Annotated in this window: 22 protein-coding genes and 1 pseudogene; 11 read left to right on the forward strand and 12 right to left on the reverse strand. The window is 73.4% G+C overall.

Annotated features, from left to right (window positions below; genetic code table 11):
• Positions 1-54: 54 nt before the first annotated feature.
• Complete coding sequence (gene erpA / locus E2B92_RS06905; protein WP_064071056.1) at positions 55-411, reverse strand: iron-sulfur cluster insertion protein ErpA; 357 nt, start codon at positions 409-411, stop codon at positions 55-57.
• A 257-nt stretch (positions 412-668) separates the two neighbouring features.
• Here erpA and nadA point away from each other — a divergent pair, with 257 nt between their 5' ends.
• Positions 669-1,856 carry a quinolinate synthase NadA gene (gene nadA / locus E2B92_RS06915; RefSeq protein WP_126882955.1) on the forward strand — a complete coding sequence of 396 codons (1,188 nt, stop codon included), beginning with the start codon at positions 669-671 and terminating at the stop codon, positions 1,854-1,856.
• A gap of 104 nt (positions 1,857-1,960) precedes the next feature.
• Here nadA and E2B92_RS06920 read toward each other — a convergent pair whose 3' ends face one another.
• The 5 genes from E2B92_RS06920 to E2B92_RS06940 form a co-directional block, all read right to left on the reverse strand.
• Entirely contained in the window at positions 1,961-5,074 is a 3,114-nt protein-coding gene (locus E2B92_RS06920) for an efflux RND transporter permease subunit (protein WP_126882954.1), read from the reverse strand.
• A 129-nt stretch (positions 5,075-5,203) separates the two neighbouring features.
• Positions 5,204-5,893 (reverse strand): response regulator, encoded by a 690-nt coding sequence (locus tag E2B92_RS06925; RefSeq protein WP_126882953.1) that lies wholly within the window; start codon positions 5,891-5,893, stop codon positions 5,204-5,206.
• Complete coding sequence (locus tag E2B92_RS06930) at positions 5,890-7,116, reverse strand: sensor histidine kinase (protein WP_126882952.1); 1,227 nt, start codon at positions 7,114-7,116, stop codon at positions 5,890-5,892. The genes E2B92_RS06925 and E2B92_RS06930 overlap by 4 nt, the downstream gene beginning before the upstream one ends.
• 98 nt (positions 7,117-7,214) lie before the next feature.
• A complete protein-coding gene (gene pspAA, locus E2B92_RS06935; RefSeq protein ID WP_126882951.1) occupies positions 7,215-7,493 on the reverse strand; it encodes a PspA-associated protein PspAA in 279 nt (92 codons plus the stop codon).
• 75 nt (positions 7,494-7,568) lie between these two features.
• The gene (locus E2B92_RS06940) at positions 7,569-8,369 is read right to left on the reverse strand and encodes a PspA/IM30 family protein (RefSeq protein WP_126882950.1); all 801 of its coding nucleotides are present in this window, start codon (positions 8,367-8,369) and stop codon (positions 7,569-7,571) included.
• 252 nt (positions 8,370-8,621) lie between these two features.
• Between E2B92_RS06940 and E2B92_RS06945 the strand changes: the two genes are divergently transcribed.
• The 4 genes from E2B92_RS06945 to E2B92_RS06960 are packed head-to-tail and all read left to right on the forward strand — an operon-like array spanning position 8,622 to position 12,951.
• A complete protein-coding gene (locus tag E2B92_RS06945) occupies positions 8,622-9,218 on the forward strand; it encodes a DUF3043 domain-containing protein (protein WP_126882949.1) in 597 nt (198 codons plus the stop codon).
• A gap of 59 nt (positions 9,219-9,277) precedes the next feature.
• Positions 9,278-10,015: a class I SAM-dependent methyltransferase gene (locus E2B92_RS06950; RefSeq protein WP_126883023.1), complete on the forward strand. Its 738-nt coding sequence runs from the start codon at positions 9,278-9,280 to the stop codon at positions 10,013-10,015.
• A gap of 51 nt (positions 10,016-10,066) precedes the next feature.
• Positions 10,067-11,836, forward strand: coding sequence for an ABC transporter ATP-binding protein (locus E2B92_RS06955; protein WP_126882948.1), 1,770 nt, complete (start codon positions 10,067-10,069; stop codon positions 11,834-11,836).
• 59 nt (positions 11,837-11,895) lie between these two features.
• Entirely contained in the window at positions 11,896-12,951 is a 1,056-nt protein-coding gene (locus tag E2B92_RS06960; RefSeq protein WP_126882947.1) for a S1C family serine protease, read from the forward strand.
• A 110-nt stretch (positions 12,952-13,061) separates the two neighbouring features.
• On the opposite strand, the gene E2B92_RS06965 is transcribed toward E2B92_RS06960, so the two are convergent.
• Positions 13,062-13,271 carry a hypothetical protein gene (locus E2B92_RS06965; protein ID WP_126882946.1) on the reverse strand — a complete coding sequence of 70 codons (210 nt, stop codon included), beginning with the start codon at positions 13,269-13,271 and terminating at the stop codon, positions 13,062-13,064.
• 80 nt (positions 13,272-13,351) lie between these two features.
• Between E2B92_RS06965 and E2B92_RS06970 the strand changes: the two genes are divergently transcribed.
• From E2B92_RS06970 to E2B92_RS32915, 4 genes are all read left to right on the forward strand, one after another.
• Positions 13,352-14,551, forward strand: a complete 1,200-nt coding sequence (locus E2B92_RS06970; RefSeq protein ID WP_185923459.1) for a bifunctional adenosylcobinamide kinase/adenosylcobinamide-phosphate guanylyltransferase — start codon at positions 13,352-13,354, stop codon at positions 14,549-14,551.
• A gap of 42 nt (positions 14,552-14,593) precedes the next feature.
• A complete protein-coding gene (gene cobT, locus E2B92_RS06975) occupies positions 14,594-15,757 on the forward strand; it encodes a nicotinate-nucleotide--dimethylbenzimidazole phosphoribosyltransferase (RefSeq protein ID WP_126882945.1) in 1,164 nt (387 codons plus the stop codon).
• Between the two features lie 91 nt (positions 15,758-15,848).
• Entirely contained in the window at positions 15,849-17,594 is a 1,746-nt protein-coding gene (locus E2B92_RS06980) for a phosphatidylglycerol lysyltransferase domain-containing protein (protein ID WP_126882944.1), read from the forward strand.
• Complete coding sequence (locus E2B92_RS32915; protein ID WP_235023715.1) at positions 17,591-18,361, forward strand: hypothetical protein; 771 nt, start codon at positions 17,591-17,593, stop codon at positions 18,359-18,361. The genes E2B92_RS06980 and E2B92_RS32915 overlap by 4 nt, the downstream gene beginning before the upstream one ends.
• Here the strand turns inward: E2B92_RS32915 and E2B92_RS33325 are convergent.
• Positions 18,298-19,065 (reverse strand): annotated as a pseudogene (locus E2B92_RS33325) (hypothetical protein); the annotation flags it as partial. The gene E2B92_RS32915 and the pseudogene E2B92_RS33325 overlap by 64 nt on opposite strands.
• On the opposite strand from E2B92_RS33325, the gene E2B92_RS06995 reads away from it, so the two are divergent.
• Positions 19,064-19,921, forward strand: coding sequence for an adenosylcobinamide-GDP ribazoletransferase (locus E2B92_RS06995; RefSeq protein WP_399430670.1), 858 nt, complete (start codon positions 19,064-19,066; stop codon positions 19,919-19,921). The pseudogene E2B92_RS33325 and the gene E2B92_RS06995 sit on opposite strands and share 2 nt — an antisense overlap.
• Before the next feature lie 64 nt (positions 19,922-19,985).
• Entirely contained in the window at positions 19,986-20,189 is a 204-nt protein-coding gene (locus tag E2B92_RS07000; protein WP_126882941.1) for a cold-shock protein, read from the forward strand.
• A 45-nt stretch (positions 20,190-20,234) separates the two neighbouring features.
• Here E2B92_RS07000 and E2B92_RS07005 read toward each other — a convergent pair whose 3' ends face one another.
• From E2B92_RS07005 to pelF, 4 genes are read right to left on the reverse strand one after another with little or no spacing between them, the layout of a single operon-like run.
• Positions 20,235-21,026 (reverse strand): endo alpha-1,4 polygalactosaminidase, encoded by a 792-nt coding sequence (locus tag E2B92_RS07005; RefSeq protein WP_126882940.1) that lies wholly within the window; start codon positions 21,024-21,026, stop codon positions 20,235-20,237.
• The gene (locus tag E2B92_RS07010; RefSeq protein WP_126882939.1) at positions 21,023-21,631 is read right to left on the reverse strand and encodes a spherulation-specific family 4 protein; all 609 of its coding nucleotides are present in this window, start codon (positions 21,629-21,631) and stop codon (positions 21,023-21,025) included. Before E2B92_RS07010 ends, E2B92_RS07005 begins: the two co-directional genes overlap by 4 nt.
• Positions 21,632-21,650: 19 nt before the next feature.
• The gene (locus E2B92_RS07015; protein WP_126882938.1) at positions 21,651-23,120 is read right to left on the reverse strand and encodes a hypothetical protein; all 1,470 of its coding nucleotides are present in this window, start codon (positions 23,118-23,120) and stop codon (positions 21,651-21,653) included.
• Positions 23,120-24,652: a GT4 family glycosyltransferase PelF gene (gene pelF / locus E2B92_RS07020; RefSeq protein ID WP_126882937.1), complete on the reverse strand. Its 1,533-nt coding sequence runs from the start codon at positions 24,650-24,652 to the stop codon at positions 23,120-23,122. Before pelF ends, E2B92_RS07015 begins: the two co-directional genes overlap by 1 nt.
• Positions 24,653-24,656: the final 4 nt, after the last annotated feature.

Here is a 24,656-nt window from a genome sequence, read left to right on the forward strand (position 1 = left end):
CGGCGGCCCCGGGGATCGTCCGGGGCCGCCGCCTCGCGTGGCCGGCCGTCGGCGTCAGCTGAACGAGTCGCCGCAGGCGCAGGAGCCGGTGGCGTTGGGGTTGTCGATCGTGAAGCCCTGCTTCTCGATGGTGTCGACGAAGTCGATGGAGGCGCCGCCCAGGTAGGGGGCGCTCATGCGGTCGGTGACGACCTTGACGCCGTTGAAGTCCTTGACGACGTCGCCGTCGAGCGAGCGCTCGTCGAAGAAGAGCTGGTAACGCAGGCCGGAGCAGCCACCGGGCTGAACGGCGACGCGCAGTGCCAGGTCGTCGCGGCCTTCCTGGTCGAGCAGGGCCTTGACCTTGGCCGCGGCGGCGTCCGACAGGAGGATGCCGTCGCTGACAGTGGTCTTCTCGTCCGATACGGACATCTGCTTCTCTCCCGGGTTGTACGGAGACTGCTTGCCGACCGGTTGCAACCGGCGGGGCCGCGGATTCATTCCGGGCACAGCGCTTGTCTTTCCCCTTCATGCTCGCACACCGGGCTCCGGACAAGCACCGACCTGTGGAGGGGGGATGTGTCACATCGACACTATGGCCATCGTCAAAGTGACGTGAAGCGGTTATGATAGATAGCGTCATTTCGACGAAAAGGCTCTCCGCAGAAGTTCTCCGCAGAAAAGAAAGGGTGCGTGACGTGACCACCGCCCAGCCCCTGGACGTCCAGCCGTCGCCCCTCGCCCTGCTGCTCCTCGGCCGTGAGGCCGACCCCAGGAGCGAGCGGGGAGTGGAGTGCCCGGGCGACCTGCCCTCGCCCTCCGACCCGGACCTGGTCGAGCGCGCCCGCGCGGCCAAGGAGAAGCTCGGGAACAAGGTCTTCGTCCTGGGGCACCACTACCAGCGCGACGAGGTCATCCAGTTCGCGGACGTCACCGGCGACTCCTTCAAGCTCGCCCGGGACGCGGCGGCGCGGCCGGAGGCCGAGTACATCGTCTTCTGCGGCGTGCACTTCATGGCCGAGTCGGCCGACATCCTCACCACCGACGACCAGAAGGTCGTGCTGCCCGACCTCGCGGCCGGCTGCTCCATGGCCGACATGGCGACGGCCGAGCAGGTCGCTGAGTGCTGGGACGTGCTGACGGAGGCGGGCGTCGCCGACGTGACCGTCCCGGTCTCGTACATGAACTCCTCCGCCGACATCAAGGCCTTCACCGGCAAGCACGGCGGCACCATCTGCACCTCGTCGAACGCCAAGCGGGCCCTGGACTGGGCCTTCGAGCAGGGCGAGAAGGTGCTCTTCCTGCCGGACCAGCACCTGGGCCGCAACACCGCCGTCCGCGACATGGGCATGTCCCTGGACGACTGCGTGCTCTACAACCCGCACAAGCCGAACGGCGGCCTGACGGCCGAGGAGCTGCGCGGCGCGAAGATGATCCTGTGGCGGGGCCACTGCTCCGTGCACGGGCGCTTCTCGCTGGACTCGGTGAACGACGTGCGCGAGCGCGTCCCGGGCGTGAACGTGCTGGTGCACCCCGAGTGCAAGCACGAGGTCGTGGCGGCGGCGGACTACGTCGGCTCCACGGAGTACATCATCAAGACCCTGGAGGCGGCCCCGGCCGGCTCGAAGTGGGCGATCGGTACGGAGCTGAACCTGGTCCGCCGTCTGGCGAACCGATTCGCCAGCGAGGACAAGGAGATCGTCTTCCTCGACAAGACGGTCTGCTTCTGCTCCACCATGAACCGCATCGACCTGCCGCACCTGGTGTGGGCGCTGGAGTCGCTCGCCGAGGGCAACCTGGTCAACCAGATCCAGGTCGACCGCGAGACCGAGAGCTTCGCCAAGCTGGCGCTGGAGCGCATGCTGGCGCTGCCGTAGCCGTCCCCGTACGCCACTGAGGGGCGCCCCGCCGGTTGCGGGGCGCCCCTCGGGCGTTCGGTGCGGTGCCGGTGCCCCGGCCGGGGCGGGCGCCTGGACGGTCGCTACGCGTTGGCGGGGGCCGGGGTCTTCTCCTCGGCCGGCGCCGACTTCGCGGCGCGCTTGGCGGCGCGCTTGGCGCGGCGGCGTTCCTTGCGGAGCTCCACCATCGCGTACAGCGTCGGGACCAGCAGCAGGGTGAGGAGCGTCGACGTCACCAGACCGCCGATGACGACCACCGCGAGCGGCTGGGCGATGAAGCCGCCCTCGCCCGTGATCCCCAGGGCCATCGGCAGCAGGGCGAAGATCGTCGCCAGGGCCGTCATCAGGATCGGGCGGAGGCGGTGACGACCGCCCTCGATGACCGATTCGATGACCCCGAGCCCCTGGGCGCGGTACTGGTTGATCAGGTCGATCAGCACGATCGCGTTGGTGACCACGATGCCGATCAGCATCAGCATGCCGATCATGGCAGGGACGCCCATCGCCGTGTCCGTGGCGATCAGCAGGCCGATGGCGCCGGTGGCCGCGAACGGGATGGAGACCAGCAGGATCAGCGGCTGGACCAGCGACTTGAAGGTCGCCACCAGCAGCATGAAGACGATCGCGATGGCCGCCAGCATGGCCAGGCCCAGGTTGGCGAACGCCTCCTCCTGGTCCTCCGAGACCCCGCCGATGGAGGCCGTGGCACCCTCCGGAAGGTCCAGTGCGTTGATCTTCGACTGGAGGTCGGCGCTGACCGCGCCGGTGTTGTCACCGGTCGGCTTGGCCGTGATGGTGGCGGCGCGGGCGCCGTCGATGCGGGTCATCGCGACCGGACCGGGGACCAGCTTCACCTCGGCGATGTCGCCGAGCTTCACCGGACCGAGCGGCAGTTGCCGGAGCTGCGCCAGGGTCCTGGCGGGCGCGGCGGAGGTGATGACCACGTCCCGCTCGGTGTCGTCCAGGATCGCCGTGCCGGCCGGGGTGCCGTGCACCGCCTGGGCGACGGCCATGCCGAGCGTCGCGTCGTTGAAGCCCGCGGCGGCCGCCTTGGCGGTGGCCTTGACCGAGACGCGCGGGACGGACTGCGACAGGTCGCTCTGGACGTCGGTGACGTCGTCCAGCTCGGCGACCTCGGCCCGTACCTGCTCGGAGGCCTTCTTCAGGGTGGCGGCGTCGGCCGCCTTGACGATGACGCTCAGGTCCTGGTTGCCGAAGCCGTCGCCGGCCGCGATGGTCGTGTCGCCGATGCCGTCGAGCTTGGCCAGCTCCTCGTCGATGCTGTCGCGGGCCTGCTCGTAGGAGGCCGAGTCGGTGAGCGTGACCTGGTACGACGCCTGGTTGGCGCCCGTACCGCCGCCGAAGGCCGCCATGAAACCGGACGAGCCGACGGTGACCTGGTGGTCCTTCACCTCGTCCACGGAGGCCAGCGCCTTCTCCACCTTCCTGGCCGCGGCGTCGGCCGCCTCCAGGCTGGTACCGGCGGGCAGCTCCTGCTTGATGGACAGGACCTCCTGGTCGCCCGGGTCGAAGAAGTTGGTCTTCAGCAGCGGGGCCATGCCGAAGGTGCCCACCAGGACGACGATCGCGAGGGCGACGCTGGTGAGACGGCGGCGGGTGGCGAAGCGGAGGACCGGGACGTACATGCGCTGGAGGCGGCTGCGGTTCTCCTTCTCCTCCGCCGCGCGGCGCGCCTCCTCCGGGTCCGCGGAGGTGCCCTTGGGGGCGCGCAGGAACCAGTACGAGAGGACGGGGACGACGGTCAGGGAGACCAGGAGGGATGCGAGGAGGGCTGCCGTGACGGTGAGGCTGAAGGAGCCGAACAGCTCGCCCACCATGCCGCCGACCAGGCCGATCGGGAGGAAGACCGCCACGGTGGTGAGGGTGGAGGAGGTCACCGCGCCGGCCACCTCGCGGACCGCGGTGAGGATGGCCTCCCGGCGCTCCTCGCCGTAGCCGAGGTGCCGCTTGATGTTCTCCAGGACCACGATCGAGTCGTCGACGACCCGGCCGATCGCGATGGTCAGCGCGCCCAGCGTGAGCATGTTGAGGGACAGGTCCCGCGTCCACAGCACGATCAGGGCGAGAACCACCGAGAGCGGGATGGAGACCGCGGTGACGAGGGTGGAGCGGAGGGAGGCCAGGAAGACCAGGATGACGAGGACGGCGAAGACGAGGCCGAGCGCGCCCTCGGTGGTCAGGCCGGAGATCGACTTGGAGACCGCCGGGCCCTGGTCGGAGACGACCGTCAGCTCGGCGCCGTCGCCCAGGTCCTCACGCAGCCCGGGCAGCTTGTCCTTGACCGCCTCGGAGATGGCGACGGCGCTGCCGTCGTTGTCCATGGTGGCCATGACGGCGAGGCTCGGCCTGCCGTTCGTCCGGGTGAGCGAGACGCGCCGCGACTCCTCCTGCTTGACGGTGGCGACGTCGCCGAGCCGTACCGGCTCGCCCTTCTCGGGCTTGATCGTCAGGTCCTGGATCTGCTTCAGCGAGGTGAAGCCGCCGCCGACCTGGACCGTGCGGCTCTTGCCGTCCTCGGAGAAGGAGCCGGCCGGGACGGTGGCGCCGCCCGCCTTGAGCGCCTCGGACAGGGCCATGGTGGTCAGCCCGGCCGCGGCGAGCCCGCGGTCGTCGGGGGTGACGGAGACCTGGAGGTCCTGAACGCCGTCGATGGAGACCTGGCCGACACCGTCGATGTCCTCCAGGGCCGGGACGACGGTCCGCTCGAGCTGGTCGGCCAGCGCCTGCGGGTCCTTGCCGGAGGTGACGGCGAGGACGACGGTCGGGATGTCGTCGGTGGAACCGGCCACGACCTGCGGGTCCACGGTGTCGGGGAGCTGGAGGCGGGCGCGGTTGACGGCCTGCTGGACGTCGGCGACGAGCTGCTTGGTCGACTCGTCCCCGTAGTCGAAGGTGGCCATGATCAGGGCGTTGCCCTCGCTGGCCGTGGAGGTGACGCCCTTGATTCCGTCGACCGCTTCGAGGGAGTCCTCCAGCGGTTCGACGACCTGCTTCTCGACCACGTCGGGGGACGCGCCCTGGTACGGGGCGAGGACCGACACCATCGGCAGCTCGATGGAGGGCAGAAGCTGTTGCTTGAGCTGCGGGATGGCGATCGCCCCGAAGACGATCGCCACGATCGACATCAGCCCTATCAGGGCCCGTTGCGCGAGGCTGAATCTGGACAGCCAGGACATGGGGTCTCTCTTCTGTGGCGGATCGGCAGGTCTTCATACGATCAGCCACGGAGGCGAGGGTTCCGTCGCCCCCAGGTCCCGTTTGCTTACGCCGGGCATACACCGAACGGAGTACAGCGGCGTAGGCGCTCACTCCACCCTGGGACGTACCAGGCCCGACTCGTAGGCCGTGACGACGAGCTGGGCCCGGTCGCGGGCGCCGAGCTTCGCCATGGCCCGGTTGACGTGCGTCTTGATGGTCAGCGGACTGACCTCCAGCCGCTCGGCGATCTCGTCGTTGGAGTGGCCCCCGGCGACCAGGACCAGGACCTCCCGCTCGCGCACGGTCAGCGCCGCCAGCCGCTCCGAATACCCCTGCCCGTCACCGGCGGGCCCGTCCGCACCGCCGCTCTGCGCCAGGAATGTGGCGATCAGACCCTTGGTGGCGGCGGGCGACAGCAGCGCCTCCCCGGCCGCGGCGATCCGGATGGCGTTCAGCAGCTCCTCCGGTTCCGCGCCCTTGCCGAGGAACCCGGACGCCCCGGCCCGCAGGGCCTGCACCACGTACTCGTCCACCTCGAAGGTGGTCAGCATGACCACCCGTACGCCGGCCAGGTCGGGGTCCGCGCTGATCATGCGGGTGGCGGCGAGCCCGTCCGTACCGGGCATGCGGATGTCCATCAGCACCACGTCGGCCCGCCGCGAGCGGGCGAGCGCGACGGCCTCGGCGCCGTCCGCCGCCTCCCCCACGACCTCCATGTCCGGCTCGGAGTCCACCAGCACCTTGAACGCGCTGCGCAGCAGCGCCTGGTCGTCGGCGAGCAGCACCCTGATGGTCATGTGGCCTCCCCTGTCCGTGCCGTGACGGGAAGTATCGCCTGCACCCGGAAGCCGCCGCCGTACCGGGGGCCCGCGGTGAGGGCGCCGCCCAGGGCGGTGACGCGCTCGCGCATGCCGAGCAGGCCGTGACCTCCGCCGCCGTCCTGCGCGGGTGTCGGGACGCCGTCGTCGAGGACGGTCACCTCCAGCGTCCGGCCCACCCGCAGGACGCTCACCTCGGCCCTGGCGTCCGGGCCCGCGTGCTTGCGGACGTTGGTCAGCGCCTCCTGGACGATCCGGTACGCGGCGAGGTCGACGGCCGCGGGCAGTGCGGTGCCCTGGTCGGTGCGGGCCAGTTCCACCGGCAGGCCGGCGTTGCGGAAGGTGGCCAGCAGCTCGTCGAGGACGGCGAGCCCCGGGGCCGGCTCGGTGGGCGCCTCCGGGTCGCCGGACTGGCGGAGCAGGCCGACGGTGGCGCGCAGCTCGTTGAGGGCGGAGCGGCTGGCCTCGCGGACGTGGGCGAGGGCCTCCTTGGCCTGGTCGGGGCGCTTGTCCATGACGTGGGCGGCGACCCCGGCCTGGACGTTGACCAGCGCGATGTGGTGGGCGACCACGTCGTGGAGGTCCCGGGCGATGCGCAGCCGCTCCTCGGCGACCCGGCGGCGGGCCTCCTCCTCGCGGGTGCGCTCGGCCCGTTCGGCGCGCTCCCGTATGGCGTCGACGAAGGCGCGGCGGCTGCGTACGGCGTCCCCGGCGGCCGCGGCCATGCCGGTCCACGCGAAGACGCCCAGGTTCTCCTGGCTGTACCAGGGCGCCGAGCCGCACAGCATCGCGGCGCCGGTCAGGACCGTCATGGTCAGCAGGCCGACCCGCCAGGTGGTGGGGCGGTCGGTGCGCGAGGCGACGGTGTAGAGGGCCACCACGGCGCTCATCGCCACGGGGGCGGGCGGGTCCTCGGCGACGTGTTCGACGAGTGTGACCGCGCCGGTGACCAGCAGGACGCCCAGCGGGTTGCGGCGGCGCCAGACGAGGGCGGCGGCACCGCTCAGCATGAGCAGCACGCTGGTGGCGCCGGGGGTGCGGCCGCCGAAGTCGGGCGTGCCGTGCGGCCCGCCGTGCCGGTCGACGAACGAACCGGCGACCATGCACAGCAGCACGGCCAGGGCCAGGGCGCCGTCGAGCGCCAGGGGGTGCTCGCGCAGCCAGCCCCGCCCGCGCACGAGGCGTTCTCCAAGGGTGGTCACGGGAGGAAACGGTACGGCCTGGAAGGGCGCCGGTCAGCGCCCGTGCCCCGCCCCCGGGGCGCGGGGGCGGGGCACGGGCGGTGTGTTGGAGGTGCCGGTCAGCCGGGGATCAGGCCGTCGTCGGAGAGCATGGAACGCACTTCGTCGAGGGTCGCGTCCGGCGCCGGGAGGATCAGTTCGGAAGGTTCCAGCGCGTCGTCGGGCAGCGGCTCGCCGAGCTGGCGCACCGTCTCCAGCAGGGCGTGGAGGGTGCGGCGGAAGCCTTCCTCGTCGCCGCCCTCCATCTCGTCGAGCAGTTCGTCGTCCAGCTTGTTGAGCTCGGCGAAGTGGCTGTCGGCCACGTTCACCTGGCCCTCCCCCATGATCCTGACGATCATGACGTGCCGTCCTTGTCCTGGATGCTCGTGTCTTCGCCGTTGGCTTCCGCCGGGGCCGGTGGTGGTCCCGGGGCTTCAGCTCTTGTCGAACCGGGGCTGGGACTGCGACTGCTGCTGGGACTGGTCCTGCCCGGTACCCGTGCCGCCCTCGAGGGCCTGCTGCGAGGTGGTGCCTCCGGCCAGTTCCGCCTTCATCCGCTGGAGCTCCAGCTCGACGTCCGTACCGCCCGAGAGGCGGTCCAGCTCGGCCTGGATGTCGTCCTTCTGAAGGCCGGACTGGTCGTCCAGCGCCCCGGAGGCGAGCAGCTCGTCGATCGCGCCGGCCCGTGCCTGGAGCTGCGCGGTCTTGTCCTCGGCCCGCTGGATGGCGACGCCGACGTCGCTCATCTCCTCGGAGATGCCCGAGAACGACTCGGCGATCCGGGTCTGCGCCTGGGCCGCGGTGTACGTGGCCTTGATCGTCTCCTTCTTCGTGCGGAAGGCGTCGACCTTGGCCTGGAGGCGCTGCGCGGCCAGGGTGAGCTTCTCCTCCTCGCCCTGGAGGGTCTGGTGCTGCGTCTCCAGGTCCGTGACCTGCTGCTGGAGCGCGGCCCGGCGGGAGAGCGCCTCGCGCGCCAGGTCCTCGCGGCCCAGCGCGAGCGCCTTGCGGCCCTGGTCCTCCAGCTTGGCGGACTGGCCCTGGAGCTGGTTGAGCTGGAGCTCCAGGCGCTTGCGCGAGGTCGCCACGTCGGCGACGCCGCGGCGCACCTTCTGGAGCAGCTCGAGCTGCTTCTGGTACGAGTAATCGAGGGTCTCGCGCGGATCCTCGGCCCGGTCAAGGGCCTTGTTTGCCTTCGCGCGGAAGATCATCCCCATACGCTTCATGACACCGCTCATGGGCTTCGCGCGCCCCCTTCTGACGGACTTCGGCTCCAGCACTCCAACAGAACCCACAGTACGGGCCCTGCCTCCATTACCGCACTGTTCGGGCGCGGATGCGCTCCTCCCCAAGGACGACTGCGGACGGCGTCGATCCGGCGCAAGGAGTAGGGACCCGTCGGGGCCTCCTACGGGGTGGACGCACGCCGTTGCCGGATCGTTCCCCGCCGGGGTGGGGTCCGTGCGGTGCACCCCGTACCCTTGGGCTTTGTGTTCCGTAGCCGTTCGAAGGATGAGAAGGCCCCCACCGACAAGGTGACGGCGGACCTCTCCAAGCAGCCCCGCGACCCCGAGGCCCCCAAGGGCCGCCCGACCCCGAAGCGGAGTGAGGCCCAGACCCAGCGCCGACGTGCGCAGACCGTGCCGACCGACCGCAAGGAGGCCATGCGCCGCCAGCGCGAGGCCCGCCGCGCGGACCTGGCCAAGCAGCGCCAGGCGCTCGCCGGCGGAGACGAGCGTTACCTGCCGGCCCGCGACAAGGGCCCCGTCCGCCGCTACGTGCGCGACTTCATCGACTCCCGCTTCTGCGTCGCCGAGTTCTTCCTGCCGCTGGCGGTCGTGATCCTGATCCTGTCCAGCCTTCCGAACACGCAGGTCAAGAACATCGCCCTGCTGCTGTGGATGGCCGTGATCGCCCTGATCATCCTGGACTCGATCGGCATCTGGCTCCGGCTGAAGAAGCGGCTGGGCGAACGCTTCCCGGACGAGCCCAAGCGCGGTGCCGTGGCCTACGGCCTGATGCGCAGCCTCCAGCTTCGCCGACTGCGCCTGCCCAAGCCGCAGGTCAAGCGCGGAGAGCGGCCCTGAGCACCCTGGTCTCCGGTATCGGAGGCACATCGGGGGACTGGCTGGAGGGGCTCGGCGGACTGCGCGAAACGGTCCGCCAGGAGCTCGTCGCACGCCAGCTCGACGAGCAGATAGCCGCCCGCTATCCCGTGGGGCAGCGGCTGCGGATACTCGACGTCGGCATGGGACAGGGCGCGCAGGCGCTGCGCCTGGCCCGTGCCGGGCACACCATCACGGGCCTGGAGTCGGACGCCGCGCTGCTGAGGGCGGCCCGCGAGGCCCTGGCGTCGGAGCCCGCCGGCATCCGTGAGCGGGTGCGCCTGCTCGAGGGGGACGGCCGGGAGACCGGCGTGCACTTCCTGCCGGGCAGCTTCGACGTGGTGCTCTGCCACGGCGTGCTGATGCACGTGGAGGAGCCGGACGCCATGCTGGCCGGGCTCGCCCGGATGCTGGCGCCGGGCGGTCTGCTGTCGCTGCTCGTGCGGAACGCGGACGCGCTGGCCATGCGGCCGGGCATGGCCGGGGACTGGTCGGGGGCGCTGGCCGCGTTCGACTCGGACACCTACTCCCCCGGGCACCCGGCGTCGCCGGTGCGGGCCGACCGGCTGGAGACGCTGACGGCGACGCTCGCGGGGATCGCCGCGCCGCTCCAGGCCTGGTACGGGGTGCGGGTCTTCACCGACAACGTGCCCAACGAGGAGGGCCTGCCCGCCGCCGAGGAGCTGGAGCGGCTGCTGGCGGCCGAGGACCGGGCGGGGCGCACCGACCCCTACCGCCGGGTGGCGGCGCTGCTGCACCTGTGCGGGGTACGGGGCTGACGCCCGGGGTGCCGGTCAGGTGATCGGGGGATTCCCGCGTCTTCCACCGACGTGAGCATCACGGAAACGGACACCACACCCAAGCTGCCCGCCCGGGAGACCTGGCGGGCCCTGTACCGGCACTTCCGGCCGCACCGCTGGACCGTCGCGTGCGGCACCCTCCTCGCCCTGGTCGGCGCGGGCACCGGCATCCTCCAGCCCCTGGCGGCCAGGGCGCTGGTGGAGCGGCTCGGCCAGGACGAGCCGGTCGGCCGGATACTCCTCGTCCTCACCGCGCTGGTCGTGCTGGGGACGGCGATCGAGTCGGTCGGCGCGTACGTGCTGGAGCGCACCGCCGAGTCCGTGGTGCTCGCCGCCCGCCGCACCCTGATCGGCCGGCTGCTGCGGCTGCGGCTGCCCGAGGTGGAGCGGACCCAGCCGGGCGACCTGATGTCGCGCATCACCTCCGACACGACCCTGCTGCGGGCGGTGACGACCGACTCGATCGTCTCGGCCGTGACGGGCGGCCTCGCGTTCCTCGCCACCCTCGTGATGATGGCCGTGATGGACGTGGTGCTGCTCGGGGTGACCCTGGGCGTGATCGTGCTGATCGGGGGCGCCATGGCGCTGGTGATGCCGCAGATCTCGCGGGCGACCCGGCGCTCCCAGGAGGCGGTCGCGGAGATCTCGACCCGGCTGGAGCGGGTGTTCGGCGCGTTCCGCACGGTCAAGGCGTCGGGCGCGGAGGACCGTGAGGCGGCGGTCGTGGAGGCGGCGGCCGAGGAGGCGTGGCGGCAGGGGCTGCGGTCGGCCAAGTGGCAGGCGGTGTCGGGGTCGTCGGTGGGCCTGGCCGTCCAGGTGTCGTTCCTGGCGGTGCTGGGCATCGGTGGCGCGCGGGTGGCGTCGGGCGCGATCGGCGTGGCGGACCTGGTCGCCTTCCTGCTCTACCTCTTCTACCTGACGGAGCCGATCTCCAAGCTGGTGTCGGCGGCGACCGAGTACCAGGTCGGCTTGGCGGCCGTGGCCCGCATCGCGGAGGCGGAGCGGCTGGCGACCGAGAGCCCCGCCCCGGCCGCCGTCACGGCCCGGGGCGGCCGGCCCGCGACCGTCGCCTTCGAGGACGTCGCCTTCCGCTACCGGGACGACCTGCCGTACGTCCACCACGGCGTGTCCTTCGAGGTGCCCGGCGCCGGGATGACGGCGTTCGTCGGGCCGTCGGGGGCGGGCAAGACGACCGTGTTCGGGCTGGTCGAGCGGTTCTACGAGGCGTCCGGCGGCCGGGTCCTGGTCGACGGCAGGGACGTACGGGACTGGCCGCTGGCGGACCTGCGCGCGGCCATCGGCTACGTGGAGCAGGACGCCCCGGTCCTGGCCGGGACGCTGCGCGAGAACCTGGTCTTCGCCGCTCCCGGTGCCACGGAGGAGGAGATCCGCGACGTGCTCGTGCGGGCCCGGCTGGACGCGCTGGTGGACCGGCTGCCGGACGGGCTGGAGACCCTCGTCGGGCACCGGGGGTCCAAGCTGTCGGGCGGTGAGCGGCAGCGGGTGGCCATCGCGCGGGCGCTGCTGCGCAAGCCCCGGCTGCTGCTGCTGGACGAGGCGACGTCGCAGCTCGACGCCGTCAACGAGCTGGCGCTGCGGGACGTGGTGGCGGAGGTGGCGAAGGAGGTGACGGTCCTGGTGGTGGCGCACCGGCTGTCGACCGTGACGCTCGCGGACCGGATCGTCGTCATGGAGGCGGGCCGGGTACGGGCGGTGGGCACCCATGCGGAGCTGGTGGCGGCCGACCCGCTGTACGGGGAGCTGGCGGCGACCCAGTTCCTGACCGCCGGCGGCGCCTGACCCCCTGTTCGGGTGCGCAGCGGGCGCCGCCCCTGGGGGACGAAAGGGATACTCCGGTCATGGAAGCCCTTCGCGTGCTCGCGCCCCTGACCTCCGCGGTCTGCGCGGCCGCCCTGGTGGGCGGCTGCTCGGCCGGGCCACCGGCGGCCGGCAGACCGGCGGCGGAGCCACGGGTGGCGGGGGCGGCGCGGGCGGCCGAGCTGGAGGACGACTACCGGACCGTCATCCGCAATGTGCTGCCGTCGGTCGTGCAGATCGAGGCCCGGGCCGGCCTGGGGTCCGGTGTGGTCTACGACGACCAGGGCCACATCATCACCAACGCCCATGTCATCGGCAGGGAGCGGACCTTCCGGGTCACCGTGGCGACGGGCGAGGAGGCACTGAGCGCGAAGCTGGTCTCCAGCTACCCGGAGCAGGACCTGGCCGTGATCAAGCTGGACCGCCGCCCCGACGGGCTGAAGCCGGCGGAGTTCGGCGACTCGTCCGAGGTGGAGGTCGGCCAGATCGTGCTGGCCATGGGGTCACCGCTCGGCCTGTCCGGAAGCGTCACCCAGGGCATCGTCTCGGCGACCGGACGCACCGTCAGCGAGAGCCCCTCCGGCGGCGGGACGGGCGCGACGATCGGCAACATGGTCCAGACGTCCGCGGCCATCAACCCGGGCAACAGCGGCGGCGCGCTGGTCAACCTGGACAGCGAGGTCATCGGCATCCCCACCCTCGCGGCGGCCGACCCGGAGCTGGGCGGCAGCGCGGCACCCGGCATCGGCTTCGCCATCCCCGCCTCGATGGTCCGCACGGTCGCCGACCAGATCATCCGCACGGGCCGGGTCACCGACTCCGGCCGGGCGGCCCTGAACATCACCGGCCGCACCGTCCTGACCGACGACTACCAGCCGGGCGGGGTCGCGATCGTCGAGGTCTCGCCGGGCGGGGCGGCGGCGGACGCGGGCCTGAGGGCGGGCGACATCATCACGAAGCTGGACGACGCGCGGATCACCACGATGACCTCCCTGCTGGAGGCGCTGGCGTCGGCGAAACCGGGCGACGAGGTGACCGTGACGTACACCCGCGGCGGCCGTTCGGCGACGGCACGGGTGACGCTGGGCGAGATCTGAGGCGGCACCCCGGCCGGGCGGGCGCGACGGCCCGGCCACCGGGGCCCGTTCCGCGCGGAAGGCCCCCGCCCCTCCCGGGGCGGGGACCGGACGGCCTCGTCAGGGCGCTCTCACGCCTCCGCCGCGGCCCGCAGGCTCATCGTGTAGATCTCCGCGCCGTCCTCGAAGAGGGTCACCCGATCGGCACCGCCCTCCAGGAGGTCCTTCCAGACCTCGCCGATCCAGGACTCCGCGTCGCCCTGGGTGGTGAACTCCTCCGGCTCCACCGCCGGAGCGACCTCCGTGCCGTCGGACCCCTCGAACCGCCACGTCCATGCCATGTGGGCCTCCAGATGATCGGTTTCCTGCCCGCAGCGTAGCCGGGCGCGCAGCCCGCGCGGGGACGCGGGAGGATCGTCCCGTGGATGTGACTCTGCTCGGTACCGGTGCCCCCGAGGGCCTGCCCCGCCCCGACTGCCCCTGCGCCGCGTGCGCCACCGCCCGCGGCAGCCGGGCGCGCGCCGCGACCGCGCTGCTCGTGGACGGCGCGCTGCTGCTCGACCTGACGCCCGGGGCCGCGCTGGCCGCCGCCCGGGCCGGGCACTCGCTGAGCGGCGTACGGCAGGTGCTGCTGACGCATCCGCACGACGGGCCGGCCTTCGACCTGCCCGCCGGGCTGCCGACGGCCGGGCGGGTGCCGGACGGGCGGGAGTTGACGCTGATCAGCGGGCACCGGGTGCGGGCCGTGCCGATGGACTCGCCCGGCACCGGCTACGAGGTGACGTCACCGGAGGGCCTGCACCTGCTGTACCTGCCGCCGGGCGGTGCCCCCGCCGGGGTCACCGGGGTGCGGCGGCCGTACGACATGGTCGTCGCCGATGTGGTCGCCCGGCCCGACGGCCTGGCCCGGCTGCGGGCGGCCGGAGGGGTCGGCCCGGCCACCGACGTGGTCGCGGTGCACCTGGACCACGACGTGCCGTCCGGCCGGGAGCTGGACCGGCGCCTGGCGGCCGCGGGCGCGCGGGCCGTGCCGGACGGCACGACGCTGACCGTGGGCGAGTACCACGACGTCCCCGGCGTGCCCCGGCGCACCCTGGTCACCGGCGGGGCGCGGTCGGGCAAGTCGCTGGAGGCCGAACGGCGCCTGGAGGGCTTCCCCGGCGTGGTGTACGTCGCGACGGGCGGCACCCGGAACGGCGACACCGAGTGGGCGGCCCGGGTGACCGCCCACCGCGACCGGCGCCCGGCGTCGTGGCGTACGGAGGAGACGTGCGAACTGGCGCCGCTGCTGCGGCAGGACGGGCCGCCGCTGCTGATCGACTGCCTGTCGCTGTGGCTGACCGACGCGATGGACCGGGCCGGCGCCTGGGACGACGACACCTGGGCCAAGGCGGGTGAGCGCGAGCTGCGCGAGCGGGTGGCGGAGCTGATCGCTGCGGTGCGGGGCGCCACCCGCACGGTCGTCGCGGTGACGAACGAGGTGGGTGCCGGGATCGTGCCCGGCGACGCGGGGTCGCGGCGGTTCCGCGACGAGCTGGGACGGCTCAACGCGGCGTTCGCCGACGAGTGCGAGCACGTGCTGCTGGTGGTCGCCGGACAGGCCCTCGTCCTGCGCGGCTGAGCACCCGTCCGGCCGTGCGGCGGCGCCTGTACTGTTCCTCGAATGAGCAGGCTGAATCTCGACGACTTCTCCGATCTGATCGAGCGCCCCGACAGCGGTACGCGGCGTGACGCCGAGGAACGCCGGGAGCGCCTCGCCGTGGCGCCCGGGGCGCTCGGCCGGCTGGACGAGCTGGGCGAATGGCTGGCCGCCGCCCAGGGGGCCGTCCCGGTGCGGCCCGTCGAGCGGCCGCGCGTGGTGCTGTTCGCCGGCGACCACGGGGTGGCGGAGCTGGACGTGTCCGGCCGGCCCGCCGGCGGCACGTACGGGCTGGTGCGCGGCGTGCTGGACGGGACGAGCCCGGTGGCGGTGCTGGCACGGCGGATGAACGTTCCGGTACGGGTCGTCGACGCCGGGGTGGACTGCGACCCCGGGCTGCTGCCCGCCGACGTGGCGCGCCACCGGGTGCGGCGCGGCAGCGGTCGCATCGACGTCGAGGACGCGCTGACCCCGGAGGAGACGGAGCGGGCGGTGCGCCTCGGGATGGCCGTCGCCGACGAGGAGGCCGACTCGGGCACCGACCTGGTCGTGCTCGGCGACCTCAGCGTGGGCGGCACCACGGCCGCCGCCACGCTGATCGCCGCCCTGTGCGGCACGGACGCCTCGGTGGTCACCGGCCGGGGCGGTGCCGGGATCGACGACCTGGCCTGGATGCGCAAGTGCGCGGCCGTGCGTGACGCGCTGCGCCGCGCCCGGCCGGTCCTGGGCGACCAGCTCGAACTGCTGGGGGCGGTCGGCGGGGCGGACCTGGCGGCGACGACCGGGTTCCTGCTGCAGAGCGCGGTACGGCGGATGCCCGTGATCCTGGACGGGGTGGTGTCGGCGGCGTGCGCCCTGGTGGCACAGCGCGCCGCGTTCCGGGCGCCGGACTGGTGGCTGGCGGGCCAGGTGAGCGGCGAGCCGGCGCAGTCCAAGGCGCTGGACCGGATGGCGCTCAACCCGCTGCTCGACCACGGCGTCACCGTGGGGGAAGGCACCGGGGCGCTGCTGGCCCTCCCGCTGGTCCAGGCAGCAGCGGCGTTCGCGGCCGAGCTGCCGGAGAAGCCGGAGAAGCCGGCCCACCCCGCGCACGACAAGGCCGACCCGGCGCACGACAAGGCGGAGCCGGTGGACGACCGGGCCGACCCGGTGGACGACCGGGCCGACCCGGGGCCGGAAGAGCGCTGACACCCGCCGTTACGGCCGCCGCCCCGCACGGGCCGGCGGCCGTTCCCGTTGGACCGGCCATGTCACGTGATGCCCTTTATGCTCCCGTTGCATGGGAGATGACCGGTCCTCCGACGAAACCCCCGGCGGCACCGTCCGCTCACGGCGCGGCGCCGCGTTCGCCGTCTGGTACCTGCGGATCGCCGCGTTCCTGAACTTCCTGGGCGCCGTGTGGGTCTCCTTCGGCCAGGACCTGCGGCGGCACAACACGGACGACCACGTCACGCCGTACCTGCTCACCGCCGGCTTCGCCTCCGGCGCGTTCGCGCTCTTCCTGGCGATCACCATGCGCCGCCGCAAACGCGCCGCGTGGATCCTCAACCTCGTCCTCGCCGGACTGTTCCTGCTGCTGCTCGCCCTCGCCATGGCCGTCCCCGAGATCCGCGGGCACGCGCAGAACTGGGTCTCCCTGGTGCTGAGCGCCGGTCTCGTGCTGGCGCTGCTGCTGGGCCGCCGGGAGTTCTACGCCAAGGGCGACCGCTCCAACCCCGTGCTGGCCACCGCCGTGGCCGTCGGCGGGCTGCTGGTCACCTCGCTGATCGCCGCCCTGCTCGTCACCGCGACCGACACCTCCCCCTCCACCTTCCCGGAACGCTGGCGGTACGGCGTCCTGCGCCTGGTGACGCTCGCCACCGACACGGCCCCCGGCATCCGCACACCCACCTGGGTCGACGTGGTCATCAACATCATGGCGGCGCTCCTGCTGATCGCCGTCCTGTACGCGGCCTTCCGCTCCCGCCGGGCCGTCGACCCGCTGGACGAGCGCGACGAGCGGGAGCTGCGGGAACTGCTGGACCGGCACGGTGAGCGGGACTCGCTCGGCTACTTCGCGCTGCGCCGCGACAAGAGCGTCGTCTGGTCGCCCACCCGCAAGGCGGCGGTCGCCTACCGCGTGGTGGGCGGCGTCTCGCTCGCCTCCGGCGACCCGATCGGCGACCCGGAGGCGTGGCCGGGCGCGATCGAGCCGTGGCTGGCCGAGGCGCGCGAGCACGGCTGGGTGCCGGCCGTCATGGGCGCGAGCGAGGAGGCGGGCACCGTCTACGCCCGGCACGGCATGGACGCGCTGGAGCTGGGCGACGAGGCCATCGTCGACACGGACGAGTTCACCCTCGACGGGCGGGCGATGCGCACCGTGCGCCAGGCGTACAACCGGGTGCGGCGCGCCGGGTACCGGGTGCGCGTGCGGCGCCACGAGGACATCCCGGCCGGCGAGATGGCCGCGCTGCTGCGGCTGGCCGACGACTGGCGCGACGGCGCCACCGAGCGGGGCTTCTCGATGGCGCTGGGGCGGCTCGGCGACCCGGCCGACGGACGGTGCGTGATGCTGGAGTGCTCGGACGCCGACGGCGAGCCGCGCGCCCTGCTGTCGTTCGTGCCGTGGGGGCCCGCGGGCCTGTCGCTGGACCTGATGCGGCGTGCCCCGGACGCCGAGAACGGCCTGGTGGAGTTCATGGTCATCGAGCTCCTCCGGGGCTCCGGAGAGATCGGGATCACTCAGGTCTCACTCAACTTCGCCATGTTCAGGTCGGTCTTCGAACGTGGCGCGAAGCTCGGGGCCGGTCCCGTGCTGCGACTGTGGCGCTCCCTGCTGAGCTTCTTCTCCCGCTGGTGGCAGATCGAGTCGCTGTACCGCGCCAACGCCAAGTACCGACCGATCTGGGAGCCGCGATTCATGCTCTTCGAGAAGAGTGCCGACCTGCTGCGCATCGGCCTGGCCGCGGGCCGCGCGGAAGGCTTCCTGGAGACGCCCGGCCTGCCCCGGTGGACGCACCGGCGCCTGGAAGGCAGACGGCGTTGAGACGGTTCGCGCGCCGCGAGTGGGGGGCGCTGTACACGGCTGTGCGCACGGCCCTGGCGGACCGCGGGTGGCGGGCGGTCGCCATGACGCTGGGGGCGGTGTGCCTGACGGCCGTCTTCCAGGTCGTGCAGAACCAGCCCTGGGGGTACGGGGTGGTCCAGAACATCGGCTCCGTACGGGCCGAGGACCCGTGGTGGACGGCCCTGCTGCGCACGCCGCTGTCGCTGTTCGTCCCGGCGCTCGACCTGCCGGTGTGGGGGGCGCTGGCGCAGATCCTGCTCGTGTTCGGGATCGCGGAGATCTGCCTCGGCCGGCCCCGGACGCTGCTGATCGCGTACGCGGCGACGCTGGCCGGGACGATGTACGCGCGGCTCGGCATCGCGCTCGGCCCGGACGCCCCGCTGGGGCTGGGGCTGCCCGCCTCCGACGCACGGGTCGTGGACACCGGCCCGTCGGCGGCGGTGGTGGGGCTCGCGGTGTACGTCTGCTGGCAGCGGCGGGCGTGGGTGACGGGCGGCCTGGTGGTCGTGGCGATGGTCATCGAGGTGCTGGTGAAGTGCAACCTCGCGGGCAAGGAGCACCTGGCGGCGATCGCGGCCGTGCTGGTGGTGTGCGCGGTGGCCTCGTGGCGTCAGCGCGGGCGCTCGTCCGGCGGCCGGCCGTCGGACGGCGGCTCGGCGGACGGAAGCTCGCCGGACGGCGGGCGGTCGTCCGGGGGATGGCGCAGGGGCAGTACGCGGTCGGGGGCCCCGGCGATCAGGTCCTGAAAGCGGCGCCTGGCCCGGTCCCAGCGCCGGTCGTGGTGGAAGGCCCGCAGCCCGGCCCTGGCGCGGGCCCTCGGCCGGTTGCGGTAGAAGCGGCGGGCCCACAGGGAGCCGGGCCGGGCCAGCCGCACCGCCCCGAAGACGGCGACGGGCGTCAGGAACAGGCCGAGGATCGCCATCCGGAACTTGCCCTTGAACAGCGCGACCAGCACGAAGAGGAAGTTGCCGACCAGGCTGAGGATGAAGCTGCCCCGGCCCTGCCGCTCCTCCGGGGTGACCTCGTCGACGCCCAGCGGGGAGAACCCGCCGAGGACCAGCATGAGCAGCGCGGTGGTGAGGACCACGACCTCCACGCTCTGGCGGCCCTGCTCGGTCCAGTACACGTCGTCGAGGTGGAGGATCAGCGCGAACTCGTCGAGCACCAGCCCCGCGCCCATCCCCAGCAGCAGCGCGCAGACGATGGCCCCGGCCTCGTGCCGTCCCGCCGCCACCCCGCCGAAACCACCGATCAGGGTGAGGACGACACCGGGCACCACGTGGTGGATGTGCAACCCGCCGGGCCGGACGTTGCGGAAGGGCCCCTTGCCCGCCCGGATCAGCCGGGTGATGGTGCGGGTGATCAGGAAGGTGCACACGAAGGAGGCGAGGGCGACGAGCAGCGGGAGCTTCCCCGGCTCGACGATGTTGCGGTACCACCAGTGCCCCATGCCACCCGCTCCAGGTTCGTGCGTGCTACCGACTACCCTGCGCGCGGTGACCATTTCCCGCACCCGTACCGGCGCCCGCGCGAGCGCCGACGGCATACGTTTCGCCTTCGGCACCCTGACCGTCCTGCCCGTGCGGGTCACCCGCTGGGACCGGGAGGCGGCCCGCGCGGGCATGCTGTGGGCGCCGCTCGCCGGCCTGGTGGTGGGCCTCGCCGCGGCGGCCGCCGGGGGCCTGTTCTGGCTGCTCGGCGCGGGCCCGCTGCTCGCCGCGGTGGCCTCCGCCTCGGTACCCGCCGTGCTGACCCGGGGCCTGCACCTGGACGGGCTGGCGGACACGGCGGACGGACTGGGCAGCGGCAGGCCCGCCGAGGACGCGCTGCGGATCATGAAGCAGTCGGACATCGGCCCGTTCGGGGTCGTCACGCTGCTGTTCGCGCTGCTCGCCCAGGTGGCCGCGCTGCACGAGCTGTACGCGGCCGGGGGCTGGGCCTACGGCATGGCCGGCGCCGCCGTCACCGGCACGGTCGCCCGCCTCGCGCTCACCCTCGCCTCCCGCGCCTCCGTCCCGGCCGCCCGCCCCGAGGGGCTGGGCGCGGTGGTGGCGGGCACCGTACCGGTGCGGTGGGCGCTGGCGGTGACCGTCCTGGTCCTGGTGGCCGCGGCCGGGGCGGGCGCCGCGCTGGGCGGCCCGTACGGCGCGCTGCGGCACGCCCTGGCGGCCGGGGTGGCCCTCGCGGCGGCGCAGTGGCTGCTGGGCCGGTGCGTGCGCCGTTTCGGCGGGGTGACGGGCGACGTCTTCGGGGCGGTGGAGGAGACGGCGGCCACGGCGGCACTGGTCGTGCTGACCTTCGGCTGATGGGCGTTTGAAAAGCCCCCGGGCCCGGTAGTCGCTGGGTGAAGGAAGAAGGAGATAGATCAGCATGGCTACTGGCACCGTGAAGTGGTTCAACCCCGAGAAGGGCTTCGGGTTCATCGAGCAGGACGGCGGCGGCCCCGACGTGTTCGTGCACTACTCGGCCATCAACGCATCCGGGTACCGCGAGCTCCAGGAGGGCCAGAAGGTCCAGTTCGACGTGACGCAGGGACCGAAGGGCCCGCAGGCGGAGAACGTGAGTCCCGCCTAGGGAGCCCGTCCAGGGAGCCCGTCCAGGGAGCCTGCCCGGGGGACATCAGCAGGGGGCGCGCCAGGCGTCCAGCTCGTACCGCTTCCGTATCGAGCTCATCCGCAGCCGCTTCGCCTCCGGGCAGAACTCCCGCGTCGGGAGCTCGTACTCGACGTGGTAGACCGCCTTGCCCGCCGCGATGAACGGGCGGAGGGCGGAGCACTCGTCGTACTCCGCGCACTGCTCGTTCACCGCGAAGTCGAAGTCGTCCAGCAGCTCGGGGATCTGGTCGAGGTCGTTCTTGAGGCCCACGGCCAGGCCGCGCTCGTGCGCGAGGCGCGCGATCAGGCGGTTGTACCGGAGCTGGTCGGCCGCCGTCAGGGGGAAGCCGGTGCGGTTGGCGTAGCCGTCCATGTTGTCGGGCTCGACCGCGTCGAACCCCTTGTCGCGGCACATGTCCAGGCGGGCGGCCATCAGCGGTTCCAGGACGTCGGTACGGCGGATGTCCAGCCACCGCTCGCCCTTCCAGCCGTTGCCCCGGCCGAGCAGGGCCCTCGGGAACTTCCGGGCGTCCGGGCGCCAGTCCTCCCACGCCCCGGTGGACAGGTAGCAGATCACCCTGCGGTCCCGCCGGTGCAGGTCGGCGACGACCGACGCGGGGTGGTCGAAGCCGTCGATGTCGTACACGGGCACGTCCACGGTCGCGTCGAGGCGGCCGCTGAGCTGCCACTGCCACGCCTGCCCGGGCCGGGGCTGCCAGCGGCCCTCCCGGGGGCCGGGGTCGTCGCCGGACGGGCCCGCGCAGCCGGCCAGCAGCAGCACCAGGGCGCCGAGCAGCAGGGGCAGGCGGCGGGTCACCGGGACTCCAGGGCGTGCGGCAGGGTCCCCCACGGGTGGGCCCCGGCGCCGGGGACCGCGCACCGGACGCGGGTGGTGACCCGGGCGTCGGCCGGGGCCGCGTAGACCAGATGGCAGTAGTGGTCGGCGACCGGCAGGTCCATGGCCCGGTAGGTGTCCCAGGGGCCCTCGAAGGTGACGAGCAGCTCGGCCAGTTCGGCGTACGAGGGGTGGGGCTGGGCCCCGTGGTTGAGGACGACGGTCGCGGCCCCGGCAGCGCGGGCGGCGACGCCCAGGCGCCGATAGTGCTCGACGGCCCCCGGTTCCGTGGGCACCTGGTCGAGGAACGCGCCGTCGGCCCCGTACCAGTCGCGGTGGCGGACCAGGTCCGTGAGGACGTCGGCGTGCGGGCGGCGGCCGTAGTCGGTGTCGGTGTAGCCGAGGACGCACACCCCGGCCGCCCGCAGCCGGTCCGCCACGGTCACGAACGCCGGGTCCGGCGCCCGGCCCGCGCCGCTCGCGGGGTTGAGCACGACCCCGTACAGCAGCGGGGCCGAGGAGATGATCGCGTCCCATTCGGCGGGGCGTTGAGTGGGGTGCTCGTAGTAGGGCACCAGCAGGTCCACGTGCGCTTCCTCACTGTGTTCACGTACGGTGCGCGGTCGCCCGCCCGAGGAGGACGGCGCCCAGCACGGCCAGCACCACGGCGGCGGCCCCGGCGATCCCGGCGCCCACCAGCCGCGGGTCGCCCGCCCCCGTAGCCAGTGCCACCGTCTGCGCCGCGGTCGCCGCCCCGCACACCACCGCCGCGCTGAGCGCCGCCCCGAACGACTGCAGCAGCAGGGCCGCCCACAGCACCGTACCGATCAGGAGCAGGGACGCGAGCCGGATTCCGCCGATGTCCGGGGCGCCCGGCCACAGCAGCGTGCCGGTCACCGCGAGGGCGAGCAGCACCGCGAGGTAGACGGTCAGGCACAGCGTCAGGGTGCCGGCCGTGGCGCGGCGGAAGGCGCGCGCGCTGGTGGCGGCCCGCAGGCCCGCGAGGCTCTCGCTGCGGAACCGGTGCAGCAGCCACTCCGCGGGACCCATGGACAGGGTGAGCGCCACGGCGGTCGGCCCGGCCACCGACGCCCCGGACGCCTGCGCCCCGGCGCCCTCGGCCACGACGTCGCCGATCGCGGCGTACAGGACGAGCCCGCCGGTGCCGAGGCCGAACAGCCCGTACGGCACGGAGGCGGCGACCCGGGGCGCGGCCTTGCCCCGCTCCCCGGCGGGTTCCGCCCCGGGCAGCAGCTCCCGCCCGGCCAGGGCCACCGCCAGGGCCAGGGAGGTGCCCAGCAGGGCCGCCCGGGCCGGGTCGGGCAGCCCGAGCCAGAACGCGGCGGGCGTGCCGGCGACCAGCGGCGCGAGCGCCCCCAGCAGCGCCCGCTCCCGGTCCAGGACCAGCAGTACGGTCGCGGCCCCCAGGTACACCGCCTGGCCCGCCGCGAACACGGCGCCGCCCCACTCCCCCGGCCCGCCCGCCGCGAACGCCACCACCGTGCCGAGCAGGGCGCCCGCCGGGGCTCCGCGCCGCAGGGTGCGGGCGGCGGCCCGGCGGTCGCCCAGGCCCAGCCACGAGTAGGCGCGGTGGGACAGGGCCTGGTTCCACACCCAGCCGGTGACCGCGCCGGCGAGCAGCGGAACCGTGCCGGCGGGCAGCCCGAACACGCTGGGCGGGCCCTCCAGGAGGGGCGCGCCGAGGACGTAGGCGAGGCCGGGGAGGGCGAAGACCAGACCGCGCAGCAGGCAGCCGCCGATGCCGGTGTGCCAGGGGTCGGTGGGCGGCCCGTCCGGTTCGGGGAAACGCCGCTCCACGCGCGCGTAGAGGTCCTCGGCGAGGGCGAAGGAGTTCTCCCGGCCGTAGGTGAGCCGTATGTGGTCGTCCGTCATGCCGTCGGACTCGAGGATGGCGGCTATCTCGTCGGGGTGGACGGCCGCCGCTATCACGTCCTCCAGCCGGGTGGTCAGTTCGTCGATGGGGTCGGGCGCGGCCCAGCTCGGCCGCGGGCGGGGGATCGCGGGCAGGGTGTCGCGGCCGGCCGACCCCTCCGTCAGCCACAGGGAGCCGCTCATCAGGCCGCCTCCTCGCCGACGAGGTCGTCCTCGGTGACCAGGTCGCGCCAGGGGTCGGTGATGCGGAGCTGGAGGGTCCAGTCGTCGGCGTCGATCCGCCGGGGCTCCGGCGCCCCGGCCAGTTCCAGGTAGATGCGGCGGAAGCCGTCCACGGAGCGGTGCAGGGTGAACTGGTCGATGACCCGCTGCCGGGCCCGGCGGCCCAGTTCGGCGCGGCGCGCGTCGTCGCGCAGCAGGGACAGCACGGCCTCCGCCATGACGGCCGGTTCGCGGGGCGGCACCACGAGCCCGGTGTCGCCGACGGCCTCCCGTACCCCGCCGACGTCCGTGGACACGGTGGCCCGGCCGCACGACATGGCCTCGATCAGCGAGAAGGGGAACCCTTCGCTGATCGAGGAGAGCATGACCAGGCTGCCCGCCGCGTAGGCGCTCGCCACGTCGGAGATCCGGCCCTCGTAGCTGATGCCGTCGCCGACCCCGAGGTCGGCGGCGATCTTCTCCAGCTTGGTGCGGTAGTCCTCGTTGCCGGCGGGCACGGGGCCGAACAACCGCAGCCGCAGTGCCGGGAGTTCGGCGCGGGCGATGGCGTACGCCCGGATAAGCGTCTCCAGGTCCTTGATGGGGTCGACGCGGCCGCACCAGCTCAGGGTGGGCACGTCGGGTTCGGGGCCGGCCAGCGGGAAGGCGTGCGGGTCGACGCCGTTGTAGACGGTGCGGATGCGGTCGGTAGGGGCGCCGCCGCGCTCCTCCCAGCGGCGGTTGTACTGGTTGCAGGGGGTGATGAGGTCGGCCTTGCGGTAGCCGAGGCTGTTGAGCTCCCGGTAGAAGCCGAGCATCAGGGCCTTGACCGGCCAGCGCTGGGCCGCGCTGCGGTAGCCGAGGTAGCGCTCGCGCAGGTAGATGCCGTGTTCGGTGAGCAGGAACGGTACGCCGTCGAAGTGCTGGGCGGCGAGGGCGGGAAGGGTGGCCAGGCCGCTGGAGACGGCGTGGGCCACGCTGTCGTCGGGGACGCGGGCGGCGAGCGGACGCAGCGCGTGTTCGAGCAGGTCGGTGGCGGTCAGGGCGTCGTGGACGGTGGGGCGGGCGGCTGCCGTCGTCAGGTGCGGCATGGTCCATATCCACATCAGTGACCGCAGGACCGACTCGGAGCGGAGCGCCGCCGAGAGCCTGCCGCGCCGGGCCAGGAGGGCCAGCGCGTACAGGCCCTCGCCGAAGTCGCACCCGGCGGACGGGTCGAGGATCGACAGCAGGAAGCGCTCGTAGGTGTCGGTGAAGCGGCGCCGCTCGCGCCCGATGAGGGGCCGGCCGCGCCCCTGGGCCGGGCCCCACAGCGGGAAGGAGGTGTGCCGGTAGAGGTTGGGCGGCAGCTCCCAGGTGACCGGTTCGCGGCCGCTGCCGGTCAGCGCCAGGACGTGGAAGTCCACCTCGGGCATGCCCCGCACGAGCTGGTCGCACCAGGTGCTGACGCCGCCGTGGACGTGCGGGTAGGTGCCCTCGGTGAGCATGGTGACATGACGGCCTGTGGCAGGCATCGGA

Origin of the sequence: Streptomyces sp. WAC05374, assembly GCF_004353505.1 — a bacterium.
Lineage (GTDB): Bacteria > Actinomycetota > Actinomycetes > Streptomycetales > Streptomycetaceae > Streptomyces.

What these genes read in the sequence shown, in the direction of transcription:
- erpA (WP_064071056.1), bottom strand. Translation starts at nt 411, where the DNA reads ATGTCCGTATCGGACGAGAAGACCACTGTCAGCGACGGCATCCTCCTG.
- E2B92_RS06920 (WP_126882954.1), bottom strand. Translation starts at nt 5,074, where the DNA reads ATGTCCTGGCTGTCCAGATTCAGCCTCGCGCAACGGGCCCTGATAGGG.
- E2B92_RS06925 (WP_126882953.1), bottom strand. Translation starts at nt 5,893, where the DNA reads ATGACCATCAGGGTGCTGCTCGCCGACGACCAGGCGCTGCTGCGCAGC.
- pspAA (WP_126882951.1), bottom strand. Translation starts at nt 7,493, where the DNA reads ATGATCGTCAGGATCATGGGGGAGGGCCAGGTGAACGTGGCCGACAGC.
- E2B92_RS06940 (WP_126882950.1), bottom strand. Translation starts at nt 8,369, where the DNA reads ATGAGCGGTGTCATGAAGCGTATGGGGATGATCTTCCGCGCGAAGGCA.
- E2B92_RS06960 (WP_126882947.1), top strand. Translation starts at nt 11,896, where the DNA reads ATGGAAGCCCTTCGCGTGCTCGCGCCCCTGACCTCCGCGGTCTGCGCG.
- E2B92_RS06965 (WP_126882946.1), bottom strand. Translation starts at nt 13,271, where the DNA reads ATGGCATGGACGTGGCGGTTCGAGGGGTCCGACGGCACGGAGGTCGCT.
- cobT (WP_126882945.1), top strand. Translation starts at nt 14,594, where the DNA reads ATGAGCAGGCTGAATCTCGACGACTTCTCCGATCTGATCGAGCGCCCC.
- E2B92_RS06980 (WP_126882944.1), top strand. Translation starts at nt 15,849, where the DNA reads ATGGGAGATGACCGGTCCTCCGACGAAACCCCCGGCGGCACCGTCCGC.
- E2B92_RS06995 (WP_399430670.1), top strand. Translation starts at nt 19,064, where the DNA reads ATGCCACCCGCTCCAGGTTCGTGCGTGCTACCGACTACCCTGCGCGCG.
- E2B92_RS07000 (WP_126882941.1), top strand. Translation starts at nt 19,986, where the DNA reads ATGGCTACTGGCACCGTGAAGTGGTTCAACCCCGAGAAGGGCTTCGGG.
- E2B92_RS07015 (WP_126882938.1), bottom strand. Translation starts at nt 23,120, where the DNA reads ATGAGCGGCTCCCTGTGGCTGACGGAGGGGTCGGCCGGCCGCGACACC.
- pelF (WP_126882937.1), bottom strand. Translation starts at nt 24,652, where the DNA reads ATGCCTGCCACAGGCCGTCATGTCACCATGCTCACCGAGGGCACCTAC.